General features: G+C 40.6%; 17 protein-coding genes. 15 read left to right on the top strand and 2 right to left on the bottom strand.

What is annotated here, in order from left to right; all coding sequences use genetic code 11:
* Positions 1-1,110 (top strand): SAM-dependent methyltransferase, encoded by a 1,110-nt coding sequence (locus tag MKY77_RS16325; protein WP_339146870.1) that lies wholly within the window; start codon positions 1-3, stop codon positions 1,108-1,110.
* Between the two features lie 245 nt (positions 1,111-1,355).
* Here the strand turns inward: MKY77_RS16325 and MKY77_RS16320 are convergent, their stop codons facing one another.
* Positions 1,356-1,601 (bottom strand): DUF2626 domain-containing protein, encoded by a 246-nt coding sequence (locus MKY77_RS16320; protein ID WP_010194612.1) that lies wholly within the window; start codon positions 1,599-1,601, stop codon positions 1,356-1,358.
* Positions 1,602-1,948: 347 nt separating this feature from the next.
* On the opposite strand from MKY77_RS16320, the gene MKY77_RS16315 reads away from it, so the two are divergent.
* From MKY77_RS16315 to MKY77_RS16285, 7 genes are all read left to right on the top strand, one after another.
* On the top strand, positions 1,949-2,338 hold the full coding sequence (locus MKY77_RS16315; RefSeq protein WP_339146869.1) for a Spx/MgsR family RNA polymerase-binding regulatory protein: 390 nt from the start codon (positions 1,949-1,951) through the stop codon (positions 2,336-2,338).
* Between the two features lie 120 nt (positions 2,339-2,458).
* Positions 2,459-2,674, top strand: coding sequence for a DUF1659 domain-containing protein (locus tag MKY77_RS16310; RefSeq protein ID WP_339146868.1), 216 nt, complete (start codon positions 2,459-2,461; stop codon positions 2,672-2,674).
* Between the two features lie 42 nt (positions 2,675-2,716).
* Positions 2,717-2,932, top strand: a complete 216-nt coding sequence (locus tag MKY77_RS16305) for a DUF2922 domain-containing protein (protein ID WP_339146867.1) — start codon at positions 2,717-2,719, stop codon at positions 2,930-2,932.
* A 67-nt stretch (positions 2,933-2,999) separates the two neighbouring features.
* On the top strand, positions 3,000-3,164 hold the full coding sequence (locus MKY77_RS16300) for a YvrJ family protein (RefSeq protein ID WP_082153495.1): 165 nt from the start codon (positions 3,000-3,002) through the stop codon (positions 3,162-3,164).
* 126 nt (positions 3,165-3,290) lie between these two features.
* Complete coding sequence (locus MKY77_RS16295) at positions 3,291-4,361, top strand: undecaprenyldiphospho-muramoylpentapeptide beta-N-acetylglucosaminyltransferase (protein ID WP_339149841.1); 1,071 nt, start codon at positions 3,291-3,293, stop codon at positions 4,359-4,361.
* 115 nt (positions 4,362-4,476) lie between these two features.
* On the top strand, positions 4,477-5,532 hold the full coding sequence (locus tag MKY77_RS16290; RefSeq protein WP_339146866.1) for a hypothetical protein: 1,056 nt from the start codon (positions 4,477-4,479) through the stop codon (positions 5,530-5,532).
* 159 nt (positions 5,533-5,691) lie between these two features.
* Complete coding sequence (locus MKY77_RS16285) at positions 5,692-5,772, top strand: YjcZ family sporulation protein (protein ID WP_339149840.1); 81 nt, start codon at positions 5,692-5,694, stop codon at positions 5,770-5,772.
* A 67-nt stretch (positions 5,773-5,839) separates the two neighbouring features.
* On the opposite strand, the gene MKY77_RS16280 is transcribed toward MKY77_RS16285, so the two are convergent.
* Positions 5,840-5,992, bottom strand: a complete 153-nt coding sequence (locus MKY77_RS16280; RefSeq protein ID WP_339146865.1) for a hypothetical protein — start codon at positions 5,990-5,992, stop codon at positions 5,840-5,842.
* Positions 5,993-6,279: 287 nt separating this feature from the next.
* Here MKY77_RS16280 and MKY77_RS16275 point away from each other — a divergent pair, with 287 nt between their 5' ends.
* The 7 genes from MKY77_RS16275 to MKY77_RS16245 all read left to right on the top strand — a co-directional run bounded on the left by MKY77_RS16275 (position 6,280) and on the right by MKY77_RS16245 (position 14,400).
* Positions 6,280-7,548 (top strand): ATP-binding protein, encoded by a 1,269-nt coding sequence (locus tag MKY77_RS16275; RefSeq protein WP_339146864.1) that lies wholly within the window; start codon positions 6,280-6,282, stop codon positions 7,546-7,548.
* Between the two features lie 293 nt (positions 7,549-7,841).
* Positions 7,842-8,357, top strand: a complete 516-nt coding sequence (locus MKY77_RS16270) for a type 1 glutamine amidotransferase domain-containing protein (RefSeq protein WP_339146863.1) — start codon at positions 7,842-7,844, stop codon at positions 8,355-8,357.
* A 309-nt stretch (positions 8,358-8,666) separates the two neighbouring features.
* Positions 8,667-9,491 (top strand): M55 family metallopeptidase, encoded by an 825-nt coding sequence (locus MKY77_RS16265; RefSeq protein ID WP_339146862.1) that lies wholly within the window; start codon positions 8,667-8,669, stop codon positions 9,489-9,491.
* 167 nt (positions 9,492-9,658) lie between these two features.
* Entirely contained in the window at positions 9,659-10,591 is a 933-nt protein-coding gene (locus MKY77_RS16260) for an ABC transporter permease (RefSeq protein WP_237664120.1), read from the top strand.
* Between the two features lies 1 nt (position 10,592).
* Positions 10,593-11,543: an ABC transporter permease gene (locus MKY77_RS16255; RefSeq protein WP_339146861.1), complete on the top strand. Its 951-nt coding sequence runs from the start codon at positions 10,593-10,595 to the stop codon at positions 11,541-11,543.
* 8 nt (positions 11,544-11,551) lie between these two features.
* Positions 11,552-12,562 carry an ABC transporter ATP-binding protein gene (locus MKY77_RS16250; protein WP_339146860.1) on the top strand — a complete coding sequence of 337 codons (1,011 nt, stop codon included), beginning with the start codon at positions 11,552-11,554 and terminating at the stop codon, positions 12,560-12,562.
* A 206-nt stretch (positions 12,563-12,768) separates the two neighbouring features.
* Positions 12,769-14,400 carry a peptide ABC transporter substrate-binding protein gene (locus MKY77_RS16245; RefSeq protein WP_339146859.1) on the top strand — a complete coding sequence of 544 codons (1,632 nt, stop codon included), beginning with the start codon at positions 12,769-12,771 and terminating at the stop codon, positions 14,398-14,400.
* Positions 14,401-14,598: the final 198 nt, after the last annotated feature.

Here is a 14,598-nt window from a genome sequence, read left to right as displayed (position 1 = left end):
ATGGTACCAAAGCAATTAATAGAAAAGATAGAGAGTGCCCCTGCTCGACGATTAGATTATGAACAATATATGGAGGAAGTCCTCTATCATCCTGTACATGGCTATTATATGAAGTCCAAAGAAAAGGTGGGGACAAAAGGGGATTTCATTACATCAAGTAACGTTCACGATATATATGGAAAAATCTTCGCAAAACTTTTTATACAATATTTCAAGGAAACAAACATTTTGCCTGTGATGATTGAACTAGGTGGTGGAAACGGCAGATTTGCTGCTCAACTCCTTACTGAGGTGGAAAGGGTAGATCCTGTCCTCTACCACAAGCTTGAATACTTTATGGTGGAGGCAAGTCCATATCATATTTCTTTACAAAGAAAAGCCATTCCAAAATCCGCACATGTTACATATTGCCGTACCATTGATGAAATTTCAAAAGATAATGGTGTTATTTTCTCTAATGAACTTTTTGATGCCCTACCTGTTCATGTTGTGGAGTGTGTAGATGGAGAGGTTCAAGAAGTGTTTGTGACAATGGACCAGGAACATAAGCTGGTGGAAACTTGGACCCCTTTAGCAAATCCTGCTATAAGTGATTATTTGACCATTCATGACATTACGCTTGAAGAGGGACAGCGATTGGAAGTTCCACTTGCAATGATTACTTATGCGAAAATGCTGTCCGAAAAGCTTGAGAAAGGAAGTATTATCACAGTCGATTATGGTTATAGATTCTCAGATTTGCTTCATAAGGAACGTAAAGGTGGCAGTCTGAGGGGATACTTCAACCATGCCATGGTGACCAATCCACTATTACATCCCTATGATATGGATCTTACTACTCATGTACATCTCGATGCCTTAGAGAAGGTATTTTCAGAGCAGCGTTTTAATCATATATGTACAATGAGGCAAGGGGAATTCCTAGTTGCGGCAGGGATACTTGATTATCTCCAGGAAAATCATGACCCTAATCCTTTTTCTGACAAAAGCAAGCAAAACAGAGCCATCCGGACTCTCATCATGGACAGCAATTGGAGTAACTCCTTCCACGTACTGGTGCATGAAAAGAAAACAAACGTGTGGAGCAAATTATTTAAAACAATTAGTTGAACAGACTCTATATATAATACAAGGTTTATCCTGTTGACTGAAGTCAAAGGAGTGAGACTCCTTCGGGAGATAGCGTTAGGTTGAGACCCCTGAAGCGTTGTGAGGAGGCTCAAGCAGCATCCTTGGATAAGCGAACACCTGAAACGATAGGAGGCAGGGAGTTCCACTGACTTCATAAAATATAATTCAACAATAAAAAGCGATTGACTGATGTCAATCGCTTTTTATTGTTTATCCACGTATGTTTAATGACCACCAGATCCAGGCACCATCATAAATGTTGTCCAATACGAGAAGGCAACAAAGAAAATTGTTAAATATGCTCCGAAAATATAGATGTACATACGTTCAGATAGCTTAAGATAACTTAATAAAATGAAGAATACCGTTTGTCCGAAGAAAAGTAAAGACGTTTGAGTCATGTGGCCAAGATAAAACATAACTGCAAAGATCCCTGTCCAGAAACCCATTACACGGTACATACGATCCATATGTATCCCCTCCTTACGCACTAATCCTTATGCTTGTCACTTTCCTATTATAATGTACCAATACTTTACTTGTAAATAAGCGTTTGTTTCTAGTTTGTGACGATTGCATGATAAGTACATTTTTCTCCAGCCTTAGCCAGATTATACAACTCTTTTTCTATGATACTTATTTCCATTATAATGCAAAACTAAACATTCGTCCTTCATTTTAATGGTGAATAAAATAGTTGTCGTTTTTTGTTCAAAATTAATTATCTTTTACCTATACAAAAGTTATACAAATAGTATACAATAAGATTAACATAAATACTTATTAAAAATAATCAAAAAATGGGGAGGTAAGAAAAATGAATGAAATCACTTTTTACAGTTATCCTAGTTGTACATCCTGCAGAAAAACAAAAAAATGGCTAAAGAGCAACAATATCACGTTTCAAGAAAAGCACATTTTCCGGCAAACCCCCAATCACGATGAGATGATGAAGATCCTATCTTTAACTACAGAGGGGATAGATGAAATTTTGGCAACTAGAAGCCAAACCTTTAAGGATCTGGGAATCGACGTAAACGAATTAACCGTATCCGAACTGATCAAGCTTATTATTGAAGAACCTAAGCTACTTAGAAGACCTATCATCACAAGTGGAAAAAAACTGATTGTTGGCTATAACGAATCAGCTTTACAAAAGCTGAACAGACAAAGATCAAAGTTAGATTTAAAGAAATCCGTTTCATAATATCTATCTAAACATTCCGGGAGACAAAAATAGTCCGGAATGTTTTTTTGTCTTTCTTATAATTTTTTCACTACTTTTTGCCTTTTTTTCTTTATATAGAAGGTGAAAGGGGGTGAGAACATGGCAGATTACGCAGTAGAAAATGTCCAACTTCGTCTTATGTATGAACTTGGAGAGGATGACAGAGGAAACTTGATGTACCGTACGAAAAACTACAACAACGTAAAGGTGGATGCTGAGGCAACAGCACTTTTACAAGCAGCAGGAGCGATTTCTGGTTTGCAAACAACGCCAGTATCGACTGTTAGACGCAGTGAGTTGCACTTCCTAGGGTAACGGAAGCTGAAGTACAAAAGTAAATAGAAAGGAGGAATCCACATGTTTACATTGGAATTGCTATTCTTGAATGAAGAAGGATCTACTGTGAAGATTTTAGTTGATGATCCAAAGACGGATTTAACAGCTGAGGAAATTGAACTTGCGATGGATGCCATTATTGGAGCGAATGTTTTCACATCCAAAGGTGGAAACTTTGTTGAAAAAAATGGTGCAAGGGTCATTGAGCGTAATGTAACAGAATTTGAAATAGCATAACGGGGACAAGAAAGGTCTACTTTTAAAGGTAGGCCTTTCTTATTTCAGAAGAAAGGAGGAATGGAACATGGATCAGTGGTGGACATGGATAAGCGAAGTGGGATTCCCGATTGTCGTAACGTTCTACTTGCTGCATCGTATTGAACAGAAATTAGAAAATGTAACAAAGTCGCTGCAACAGCTTCCCTATCAATTATCCAAACAGTCACTGCCTTCAAGGGGGATTAAATAAAGCATAAGCGCAGGCTGATGAAACAGAAAAGATAGTTCTCAGCCTGCGCTTTACCAAATGCTTTGCCTTTCCATCTTATTTCGATAATAATATAGAGTAGAGAATGACATGAAGGATGTTGATATGATGAAAAATAATAAGATAGTATTCACAGGTGGAGGGTCTGCAGGACACGTCACACCAAATATCGCAATAATAAACAAGTTAAAAGCATCTGGTTGGGATATTACATATATCGGTTCTAGAAATGGTATAGAAGAAGAAATTATAGGCAATGAGAAGATACCTTTTCATGGCATTTCCAGTGGAAAGCTTCGCAGATACTTTGACTGGAAGAACTTCTCTGATCCTTTACGCATCATTAAGGGAGCAATGGAGGCATTGTTCATCTTAAGGAGAGAAAAGCCAAGTGTTGTTTTCTCCAAAGGTGGATTTGTGACAGTTCCAGTTGTAATGGCGGCCAAAATGTTGAAAATACCGGTAATCATTCATGAATCGGACATCACCCCCGGGCTTGCCAATAAAATTGCCACAAAGTTTGCAACAAAAGTCTTTGTTACATTTGATGAGACGTTAAAGCATTTCCCAAAAGACAAAGTCCTTTTCACAGGTTCACCTATCCGTGAAGAGTTGTTTAAGGGAAAAGCCCAAGAAGGAAGGGCGTTGCTCGGTTTTCACGAGAAAAAACCAATACTCACAATTATGGGTGGAAGCTTAGGAGCCAAAAAAATAAATGAAACCTTACGTCAGATCTTGGGTGAACTAACAGAGCAATTCCAGATTGTTCATATTTGCGGGAAAGGAAATGTGGACAGTTCTTTACAAGGAGTCAAAGGCTATAAACAATTTGAATATATCAATCAGGAGCTTCCTGATGTATTAGCCGCATCGGAATTAATCATCTCCCGGGCTGGGGCAAATTCAATTTTTGAATTTCTTGCCTTGCGCAAACCGATGTTATTGATTCCTCTATCCAGGAATGCGAGCAGAGGTGACCAGATATTAAATGCACAATCCTTCGAGAAAAAAGGATTTGCCAAGGTTTTATTTGAGGAAGAGTTAACAAGTGAAACGTTGCGTAAGCAATTAAACGCATTAAAAACAAATAAAGAAGAGCTGCAAAGGAAGATGGCAGAGGATAGCGCACCACACACACTTGACATTATCCTGCAAGAAATCGTGAAGGCAGCAAAATAATGAAAGAAGCAACCTAATTAGTACTAGGTTGCTTCTTTTATTATTCGCTGTAAGTAAAATTTCCCATTCAGGGTAAACTATCATCATCCATCTTTACGAAAGAGAGAGGCCGACTATGAAAAAACAAACATTAAAATTGTTCACGATAGCTCTCATTGGATTTGTCATCATCATTTCCGTGCTCTTATATTTCTTTTCTGAACGTTTTACACGTGCTTGGCTACCAATAGATAATGGTTTCGGGGAAACTGTCACCTTGTCGCCGGATGACAAATCTATTGTGTTCCCGTTCTATCAAAGTGGGGATGGTGCACTGTATAAAGCAAATGTGGATGGCAGTGATGTAAATCAATTAACCTATCCAAGACAGGCTGAAAGTCACGTACATCCAAGGTATTCTTCTAAAGGAGATAAACTACTCTTTCTTTCCCAAGAAAAAGGGGAGGGTTCCTTAAAGCAATCTTTATACCTTATGGATAGTGACGGGAGTGATTTATTTAAGCTTTCAGATGAGGATGAGCTCATAACGGACGCAGTGTTTTCTGAAGATGATCAATCCATCTATTATTTTGTAGCGCGAGATTATCAAGAAGGAACTAAACTGGACGAGGGGCCAACAAACATTGATCTTTATTCGATTTCTGTTGCAGGAGAAAATAAAGAAAGGCTCACGCATGATGAAAGCGTAAAGAAAAGAGGTCTATCTCTAACGGAAGATGGGGGGAAACTTGGGTTTGTGGAATGGGTGATGGATGAGGAGGAAGGTTTAAGTTCTTCATTTGTGATGATGGACACAATCACTAAGGAGAAAGAGTATGTCAACCCGAACTTTGATTTTGAGACCAATATAATATACAGTGCAAAAATATCTCCTCAGGGAGGCCTTATTGCGTTCTCCGCAGCAAGTGAAAATCCTCGCAAAAAGTCTCAATATATTTATGAGATGTACACAATGGATACTGCTGGGAATGAAGTGCAACCGATAACCAGCTTTCGCACATTGATTACAGAACCAGTATTCTTCCGCGATAAAGATCGGGTATTATTCATTCAAGACCAGAGTTGGCTAAGAGGAAAACCGAATTATAAGTTGTGGGCAGTGGACATCGACGGTGAACAGATCAAGTCCATCACCTTGCAAATGCCGCAATTTTCGGGGACAATCCTCTAATATAAGCCTGTTAAAAAGAAGGTTTTTACTCCATAATGAGTCGAAAGTACAGAAAAAATTTAGTTAGTTACTTATAGGTGGAAGACTTGTCTATTCACATGGGACTACCCCTTCATATAATGTATTATCCGCATATGGAAGGAGTATTTGAAATTTGAAATGGGTAGTTCCCCAGGAAGCAACTTTGTGTTAATTTTAGTATTGTTTATTCTGTTAGTAATCGTTGGAATCGCGTACTAATCAAACAAAAAGCAGGGCAAGTGTCTAATCGACGCCGGCCCTGCTCCTCTTTATGTGCTGGTACTTATTATCGAATCATTGGAAGTAAATAGCTAATGATGAACCAGATAATTCCGAAAAATATGATTAGATAAGCTGTGTATTTGATGAATGTAGATGCAACCATTCCCCTATCCTCTTTTGTTTCCCTTTTTTCTACCCTTACGTCCTTATCTTCCATTTTAACCCCTCCTGGGAAATTCTTTATTTTATACATACCCTTTCAAAAAGGGCATAAACATTCTCGGAGTGGATAGGAAGAAAGCGATATACTGCAAAAGTATGTAGAAATCCTAGCTCAGGAAAGTGTATAATGAAAAAATAGTGTAATTCAATAAATTAGTATTCAACTTTCCCAAGCGGGACTTTGTATCTATATCAAGCATAAAAAGATATAATAGGGAAAACGACCATTTGTTGGTTATTTTTTTCGTTAAAATCAATCATCTAAGATATAAGAGGTATTTTATGAAAAGGAAATGGCTTAAGTTTATACCTTTAATCTATCTATTCTTTGGAATTGTATGGATTGGCTTAACCGATTATTGGCTATATGTCCTAAATCAAAATAATCATCACGTTATAGCTGAATATATAAATTTGATCAAAGGCTGGCTGTTCATCCTCATAACAACTGTATTGTTGTACATGATGTTGAAGAAGCACGAAGCATTGAAGGAGCTGGAACAAAAGGAACAGGAGCTTTCCACTCTTATCAATAATATGCCTGATTTTGTCTGCTTCAAAGATGGGCAGGGCAAGTGGATTCAGACAAATGATTACGGACTTGCTCTTTATGATTTACAAAAGGTCGATTATAAGGGGAAGACAGACCTTGAGCTTGGAAACTATTCACCTCACTTCAAGGAAGCCTTTGAATATTGTACAGAAACTGACAGACAAACATGGGAGGAAGGTAAAACCACCCGTGAAGAAGAGTCATTCTGTTTGGCGGATGGAGAACAAAAGACATTTGATGTCATTAAAGTCCCCCTATTCTATTCGGATGGACGCAGGAAAGCGCTTGTTACGATAGGGAGGGATATTTCCTCCCTGAAGAAGACGGAACAGCTGTTGGTTACAAAAGAAAAATTATCTGTTGTTGGAGAACTCTCAGCAGGTATTGCCCATGAAATAAAGAATCCATTGACAGCAATTAAAGGCTTTATCCAACTGATTCAAAAATCCGGGAAAGCAAATCGGCAACATGTGGACATGGTTTTATCCGAGATCGATAGAATCAATGATATCGTTTCTGAACTGTTGGTGCTATCCAAGCCACAAACGAAGGAACTTACCCTGCTTCCAATTTTGGATATCATACAGTATGTGATAAAACTGGTGAGTAATGAAGCTCGAAATAATAATATCACTCTAGAAATCATAGATATAGATGAGGATATGGTAGTTAGGGGCGACAAGAACAGTCTCAAGCAGGTCTTCATCAACCTTATTAAAAATTCGATGGAAGCAATGCCTGCAGGAGGAAAAATAGAAATAAGCGGAAAGCGTGACCGTATGGAAGGTGCCATTATCACAGTTAAAGATGGCGGTAACGGTATCAGCCCTTCCAACCTTGAAAAGCTAGTCGACCCCTTTTTCACCTCAAAAGAAAAAGGAATGGGACTTGGCTTGACGATCACTAAAAAGATTATTCAAGAACATAGGGGACAACTTAATATTGAAAGTGAGGAAGGGACAGGAACAACGGTCACTGTAATCTTACCGTCTCAGTGAAAAATGTGCGTTTGATAGAAGATAGATGACCAAGCAGTTCATAGATTATTACATAAAATATATCGTGTGCAGCTTCCTTCTCCTTTCGTACACGGGATTTTTGGACAGAGACTTTTCTCTGTCCCTTTTTATTTTTTGCTCTTTTCAGCAATTCATGTCGGATGCGTAATGGGACGTTTAGTTTGTCATATGGCGGGTACTTAAACACATATGTAGCTAATTGGCTCTGTTGCATCGAAATATTAAGCTAGCTATCAAACAGAGCAATCCCAATATAAAGGAGACGTTCTATCATGAGTAAAAAAATCGCAGTACTATTAACCAATGAATTCGAAGACTCAGAGTACACGGAGCCTGCAAAAGCCTTCGAGGAGGCAGGTCACAAGCTAACGGTTATTGAAAAATCCAAGGGAGAAACGGTCAAAGGAAAAACAGATGGAGTGGAAGTCACGACTGATGCAGGAATTGATGATGTCAGTCCGGAGGATTTCGATGCCCTGTTGCTACCGGGGGGATTCTCACCTGACATTCTAAGGGCAGATGACCGATTTGTTTCCTTTACAAAAGCATTCATGGATGACAAAAAGCCGGTCTTTGCTATCTGCCATGGTCCGCAATTACTTATCACGGCAGAAGCTCTTAAGGGACGAGATATTACGGGTTATACATCTATCAAGGTCGACTTGCAAAATGCAGGAGCTCACTTCCATGACAAGGAAGTGGTCGTATGTCATGACCAACTGGTTTCTAGTAGAACACCAGATGACATTCCTGCATTCATCCGAGAATCGTTGAAGCTTCTAAAATAAAAATCGGTGGGATCCAGACAAGGAGTAATACTCCAGTTTGGATCTTTTTTTATGAAACAAAATTCCAAAAAATACCAAAAAGTTTTATTGAAATACGTTTTTATATAAGATTCTCTATCATATTCATCCATAAACTTGTATTAATATTGTCGATTGTTTCAAATTTACTCCTTGTTTTTAAAAGGTTTTATCGTAACATATGTGTGATAAGTTTGAATAATTAGACTCATATTTTCCTAGTTTGATTGAATCATAAACATGATACTGTTATAATATTAAGAAAATTGAAACACAAAAGGAGGTAACTGGGTGAATTTATATATATCGGTTGATATGGAAGGAATTAGTGGTCTAGTAGATCATACCCACGTCGATTCTAGACTGCATAACTATGAACGCGGTCGGAAAATAATGACCCAAGAAGCGAACGCAGTAGTGACTACAGCATTTGAAAAAGGATTTAAGGAGGTTGTCGTCAATGATAGCCATTCCAAAATGAATAACATCCTGATTGAAGACCTGCACCCGGAAACCAAATTGATAACAGGAGATGTGAAACCGTTCTCGATGGTGCAGGGATTGGATGATAGTTTTGATGCTGCCATTTTTGTAGGGTATCATGCCAGGGCTTCCATGAAAGGTGTCATGACTCACTCCATGATTTTTGGTGTAAGAAATATGTACATAAATGATGTGCAAATTGGAGAATTGGGGTTTAATGCCTATGTAGCTGGCTTTTATGGTGTACCGGTCATCATGGTGGCTGGAGATGACCAGACGGCACTAGAAGCAGAAAGCCTCATCCCTGGTATACATTGTGCGGTAGTCAAGGAAGCGGCTTCGCGTTCCGCTGCGAAATCACTGACTCCTATTAAAGCACAAGAGCTAATTAAAGAACGAACGTCCATGGCTTTGGATGACATACATACTATAACACCGTTGTTACCGCCTGATCACCCGACGCTTCGTATTGAATTTGCCAATTACGGGCAAGCGGAATGGGCAAACCTTATGCCTGGAACTGAAATAGAGCCTGGCACGACGATCGTCAAATTTCAAGCAAAAGATATAAAAGAAGCTTATCAGGCCATGCTTGTGATGACAGAATTGGCAATGAGAACGACATTCTGTTGATAAGTTTTATTCGAAAAATACATAAGGTGTTTTTACTAAGTTTGTTGCTTATAGAAAAATTAGACAAGCGAAAAGGAGCGGTCAAACTTTAAAGTAAGTAACAACAATTTTTCAGTAAACAGCCGCCTTACATAAAACCCTATAGTGAAGAAAGTGTGAGTGGGAGAATGGGAACTTTTATAGCAAAACGATTACTAGCAATGCTCATAACTTTATGGGTCATCATCACGCTGACCTTCTTCTTGATGCATGCCATTCCGGGTTCGCCACTCAATGAAGAGCGTTCTACAAGCGATGTGGTCCAACGCAACCTAGAAGCACACTATCATTTGGACAAGCCGATACCGGTTCAATATGTGATGTATTTAAAAACGTTAGTGACATTGGACTTCGGTCCATCGATTAAACAGCCGTCCCAGACGGTAAATGACATGTTGGGACGCGGCTTTCCGATTTCGTTCGAACTAGGAATGATCACCTTGGCGATTGCGGTCATTTCGGGGATCTTCTTGGGAGTGATTGCTGCACTGAAACGAAACGGTGTCATAGATTACATGGCCATGACCTTTGCCGTTTTCGGGATATCCATTCCGAACTTTGTCCTTGCAACCATGCTCATACAGCAGGTTGCAGTAACTTGGGGACTGCTTCCCCCTGCTACATGGACGAGCTGGAAGCATATGATTTTGCCGACATTAGCTCTTGCAACCGGACCAATGGCAATCATTGCAAGATTGACGAGGGCAAGTATGATGGAAGTGCTGACACAGGATTACATACGAACTGCTAAAGCAAAAGGGTTATCCCCTGTGAAAATTGTATTTAAACACGCCCTACGGAATGCGTTGCTACCGGTTGTCACCATCTTGGGAACTCTTGCTGCAGGGATTTTGACTGGAACGTTTGTTATCGAGAAAATCTTTGCGATACCTGGCATGGGGAAATACTTCGTGGAAAGCATCAATACACGTGACTATCCCGTCATTATGGGGACGACAGTATTTTATAGTGCTTTCTTGATCATGATGCTTTTTCTCGTAGATATAGCTTACGGGATATTAGACCCTCGTATCAAGCTTCATAAAAAGGAGGGGAACTAATATGGCTCAACGTAAACTTCAAGAAAATCACCATAACAATGTCCCGGACGAATGGTTCAAATCCGTCGATAAAAATAAAGGGGAGGCAGAAGCTGTTGTCCGTCCAAGTCTTTCCTATTGGCAAGATGCTTGGCGGAGGCTGGTTAAAAATAAACTGGCGATGGCAGGGTTGGTCTTTTTAGTATTCTTGACCATCATGGCCATTTTCGGTCCGATTTTCTCCTCCCATAGTGTGACACAGACAAATCTGCCCAATCAGAATCAGCCGCCATCATCCACCCATCTTTTCGGTACAGACGAACTTGGAAGAGACGTTTTCACACGTACCTGGTATGGTGCAAGGATTTCCTTGTTTGTCGGTTTGATGGCCGCACTGATCGACTTTATCATCGGAGTTATCTACGGGGGGATAGCCGGCTACAAAGGCGGCAGAACCGATAATGCCATGATGCGAGTGGTGGAAGTCTTATACGGCCTTCCTTATCTATTAGTCGTCATTTTATTAATGGTAGTTATGGGACCTGGTTTACTGACCATCATCATCGCGCTTACTGTAACCGGATGGGTCGGTATGGCAAGGATTGTCAGGGGGCAGGTGCTGCAAATCAAGAATTATGAGTTTGTGCTCGCCTCCAAAACTTTTGGAACGAAGACCTCTCGGATTATCAGAAAAAATCTTCTACCTAATACAATGGGACCTATCATTGTCCAAATGACATTGACAGTACCGGCAGCGATTTTTGCAGAAGCATTTTTAAGCTTCCTTGGCCTAGGTGTACAGGCTCCTTATGCCAGTTGGGGTGTAATGGCCAATGATGGATTATCCACGATCATATCCGGACATTGGTGGCGCCTTTTCTTCCCGGCATTCTTCATCTCCATGACCATGTTTGCGTTTAACGTGCTTGGAGACGGATTACAAGACGCACTAGATCCAAAGCTGAGGAGGTAAGTGACATCATGGAAAAAGTACTGCAAGTAATAGACTTACACGTTTCCTTTACAACCTACGGAGGAGAAGTAAAAGCGGTCCGGGGGGTAAGCTTCGACCTGCATAAAGGGGAGACACTTGCGATCGTAGGAGAATCAGGCTGCGGGAAAAGTGTGACGTCCCAAAGTATTATGCGTTTGATCCCTGAACCGCCAGGACGCATTACACAAGGTTCGGTCCTTTTTAAAGGCAAGGACCTCACAAAAGTGTCCGAACCGGAAATGAGAAAAATACGAGGCGCGGATATCTCGATGATTTTCCAAGACCCTATGACAGCATTGAATCCGACACTTACAGTTGGGGATCAAATCATGGAAGGGATCATCCAACATAAGAAGGTATCCAAGGCTGAAGCGAAGAAACAAGCGGTGGATATGCTGAATCTTGTCGGGATACCAAGTCCGACGGAGCGCCTGAAGCAATATCCTCACCAGTTCAGTGGAGGGATGAGGCAGCGAATCGTCATTGCAATGGCCCTTGTCTGCCAGCCGGAAGTATTGATAGCAGACGAACCGACAACGGCGCTAGATGTGACGATCCAAGCGCAGATCTTAAATCTTTTTAAGGATATTCAAAAGAAAACAGGCGTTTCCATCATCATTATCACCCATGATCTCGGGGTGGTAGCACAAGTGGCAGACCGTGTGGCAGTCATGTATGCAGGGAAAATAGTCGAGTCTGGGAATAGGAGAGAAATCTTCTATAGAGGGGAGCATCCATACACGAAAGGCCTATTAAATTCTGTTCCTCGTCTTGATTTAGAAGATGAAGAACTGGTACCTATTGTCGGGTCTCCGCCTGATTTGTTTTCACCACCGACAGGCTGTGCATTTGCTGCAAGATGCGAGTATGCAATGGAGGTTTGTGAGCGCGTATATCCGATGAAGACAACCTTGTCCGAGGAACATCATGTAGATTGCTGGCTACAGGACCCACGGGCTCCTAAGCCCGTAAAGACAGTGATTTCTACTATAAGGTAAGACTTATAGTGAAATAGAATTTGTTCATAGATTCCATAGCTGTTGATTGGAGCACATGGCGAAGACTCCGGCGGGAGGTAGCGGTAGGTTGAGACCCCTGAAGCGTTGTGAGGAGGCTCAAGCACCGCCCCGCGGAAAGCGAAGTCGAGTGCGGAGATCAACAGCGGTGTCTTACAGAACCAAAATTGAAAAAGGGGGAGTAACACATGAAAAAGGTAATGTCATTATTAATGGCGGCAATGCTAGTATTCGTACTTGCAGCCTGTACCGCAAGCAACAACGCTGGCACCGACACGAGCGAAGGCTCAAACAACAACGAAAGCGCATCTGGAGAGAAGGTTCTGCGTCTGAACAACGGATCTGAACCAACATCATTGGATCCGCCAATCGGCTTTGACTCTTATTCCTGGAATGCTTTGAACAACTTGATGGAAGGACTTACTCGTCTAAATGATGAGCACTTGCCACAAGAAGCAACAGCGGAAAAATGGGATGTATCCGAAGACGGAAAAACTTACACGTTCTACATCCGTGACAATGCAAAATGGTCTAACGGTGACGATGTTACCGCTGGTGACTTTGAATTTGCCTGGAAACGTCTTTTAAATCCTGAAACAGCATCTTCGGCTGCATTCCTTGGTTACTTCATCGAGGGCGGAGAAGCATATAACAGCGGTGAAGGTTCCGCAGACGACGTGAAAGTAAAGGCAGTTGACGAAAAAACTTTGGAAGTTACACTTGTAGCTCCACAAACATATTTCTTAAGTGTCATCACAAATCCAGCCTTCTTCCCAATCAATGAGAAGGTAGCTACAGAAAATCCAGAATGGTTTACGGAAGCGGATTCTTTTGTTGGAAATGGTCCATTCAACCTTGCGGAATGGGAGCATGAAAGCCATTTTGTAATGGCTAAGAACGATCAATATTGGGATGCGGAAGCTGTAAAGCTTGATAAAGTTCACTGGGCAATGGTGAATGATTCTAATACAGAATACCAAATGTACCAAACAGGAGATTTGGATACTTCAGGAGTTCCTGCAGATGTGAGCGAGCAGTTATTCCAAGAAGGTAAAGTGAATGTAGGGGAGCAAGCAGGAACGTATTTCTTCCGTTTCGGTGTTGAGCAGGAGCCTTTCCAAAATGCCAATATCCGTAAAGCATTCGCGATGGCTGTCAACCAACAGGATATCGTCGACTATATTACAAAAAGAGATGAAGAGCCTGCTAAAGGATTTGTTTCCACAGGATTCACAGATCCATCCGGAAATGACTTCCGCGAAACAAACGGAGATCTTTTAACGTTTAATGCGGAAGAAGCAAAAGCATTACTGGAAAAAGGAATGGAAGAAGAAGGGTATGAAACATTACCTGAAGTAACATTGACTTATAACACAAGTGATGAGCATAAGCGCATTGCGGAAACACTTCAACAAATGTTCAAAGACAATTTGGGAGTGGATGTGAAGCTTGCAAACATGGAATGGAATGTATTCCTAGATGCGCAAAGAAACCTTGAATTCCAATTCTCCCGTAGTTCTTTCTTGGCTGACTATGCAGATCCGATCAACTTCTTGGAGAACTTCCAAACTGGTCATTCCATGAATCGTACTGGCTGGACAAATGCCAAGTATGATGAACTGATTCAAAATGCTCTAAATGAAGCAGATGAAGCAAAACGATTTGATTACATGTATGAGGCAGAGAAAGTACTATTTGAAGAAATGCCGATCATTCCGTTGTATTTCTACAACCATGTATATCTTCAAAACGAAGCGGTAAAAGGAATCGTTCGCCATCCTGTAGGATACATCGAACTTAAATGGGCAGATAAAGAATAATAGGTTATAAGTTTTTAACTGGAAAAGGGTGTTCACTGAACACCCTTTTCATTGAAATTGACTATTTTCGTAAGCTTTGTTGCTTTTTTTCTAGTGAATAGCAACAATCACTGAGAAAAGAGCCTTGAAATTAGAATACATACTGACAAAGCATCACCATACATATACATAGTTTGACGGAAATTATTAAAGGAGAGG

It is taken from the genome of Sutcliffiella sp. FSL R7-0096 (assembly GCF_038595065.1).
GTDB lineage: Bacteria > Bacillota > Bacilli > Bacillales > Bacillaceae_I > Sutcliffiella_A.
This window is presented reverse-complemented; position numbering and strand designations above follow the sequence as displayed.

Coding starts and splice junctions, on each gene's coding strand:
- MKY77_RS16320 (WP_010194612.1), bottom strand. CDS start 1,601: ATGGATCGTATGTACCGTGTAATGGGTTTCTGGACAGGGATCTTTGCA.
- MKY77_RS16310 (WP_339146868.1), top strand. CDS start 2,459: ATGGCAGATTACGCAGTAGAAAATGTCCAACTTCGTCTTATGTATGAA.
- MKY77_RS16260 (WP_237664120.1), top strand. CDS start 9,659: ATGGGAACTTTTATAGCAAAACGATTACTAGCAATGCTCATAACTTTA.
- MKY77_RS16295 (WP_339149841.1), top strand. CDS start 3,291: ATGAAAAATAATAAGATAGTATTCACAGGTGGAGGGTCTGCAGGACAC.
- MKY77_RS16280 (WP_339146865.1), bottom strand. CDS start 5,992: ATGGAAGATAAGGACGTAAGGGTAGAAAAAAGGGAAACAAAAGAGGAT.
- MKY77_RS16275 (WP_339146864.1), top strand. CDS start 6,280: ATGAAAAGGAAATGGCTTAAGTTTATACCTTTAATCTATCTATTCTTT.
- MKY77_RS16270 (WP_339146863.1), top strand. CDS start 7,842: ATGAGTAAAAAAATCGCAGTACTATTAACCAATGAATTCGAAGACTCA.
- MKY77_RS16290 (WP_339146866.1), top strand. CDS start 4,477: ATGAAAAAACAAACATTAAAATTGTTCACGATAGCTCTCATTGGATTT.
- MKY77_RS16255 (WP_339146861.1), top strand. CDS start 10,593: ATGGCTCAACGTAAACTTCAAGAAAATCACCATAACAATGTCCCGGAC.
- MKY77_RS16250 (WP_339146860.1), top strand. CDS start 11,552: ATGGAAAAAGTACTGCAAGTAATAGACTTACACGTTTCCTTTACAACC.
- MKY77_RS16315 (WP_339146869.1), top strand. CDS start 1,949: ATGAATGAAATCACTTTTTACAGTTATCCTAGTTGTACATCCTGCAGA.
- MKY77_RS16305 (WP_339146867.1), top strand. CDS start 2,717: ATGTTTACATTGGAATTGCTATTCTTGAATGAAGAAGGATCTACTGTG.
- MKY77_RS16285 (WP_339149840.1), top strand. CDS start 5,692: ATGGGTAGTTCCCCAGGAAGCAACTTTGTGTTAATTTTAGTATTGTTT.
- MKY77_RS16245 (WP_339146859.1), top strand. CDS start 12,769: ATGAAAAAGGTAATGTCATTATTAATGGCGGCAATGCTAGTATTCGTA.
- MKY77_RS16325 (WP_339146870.1), top strand. CDS start 1: ATGGTACCAAAGCAATTAATAGAAAAGATAGAGAGTGCCCCTGCTCGA.
- MKY77_RS16300 (WP_082153495.1), top strand. CDS start 3,000: ATGGATCAGTGGTGGACATGGATAAGCGAAGTGGGATTCCCGATTGTC.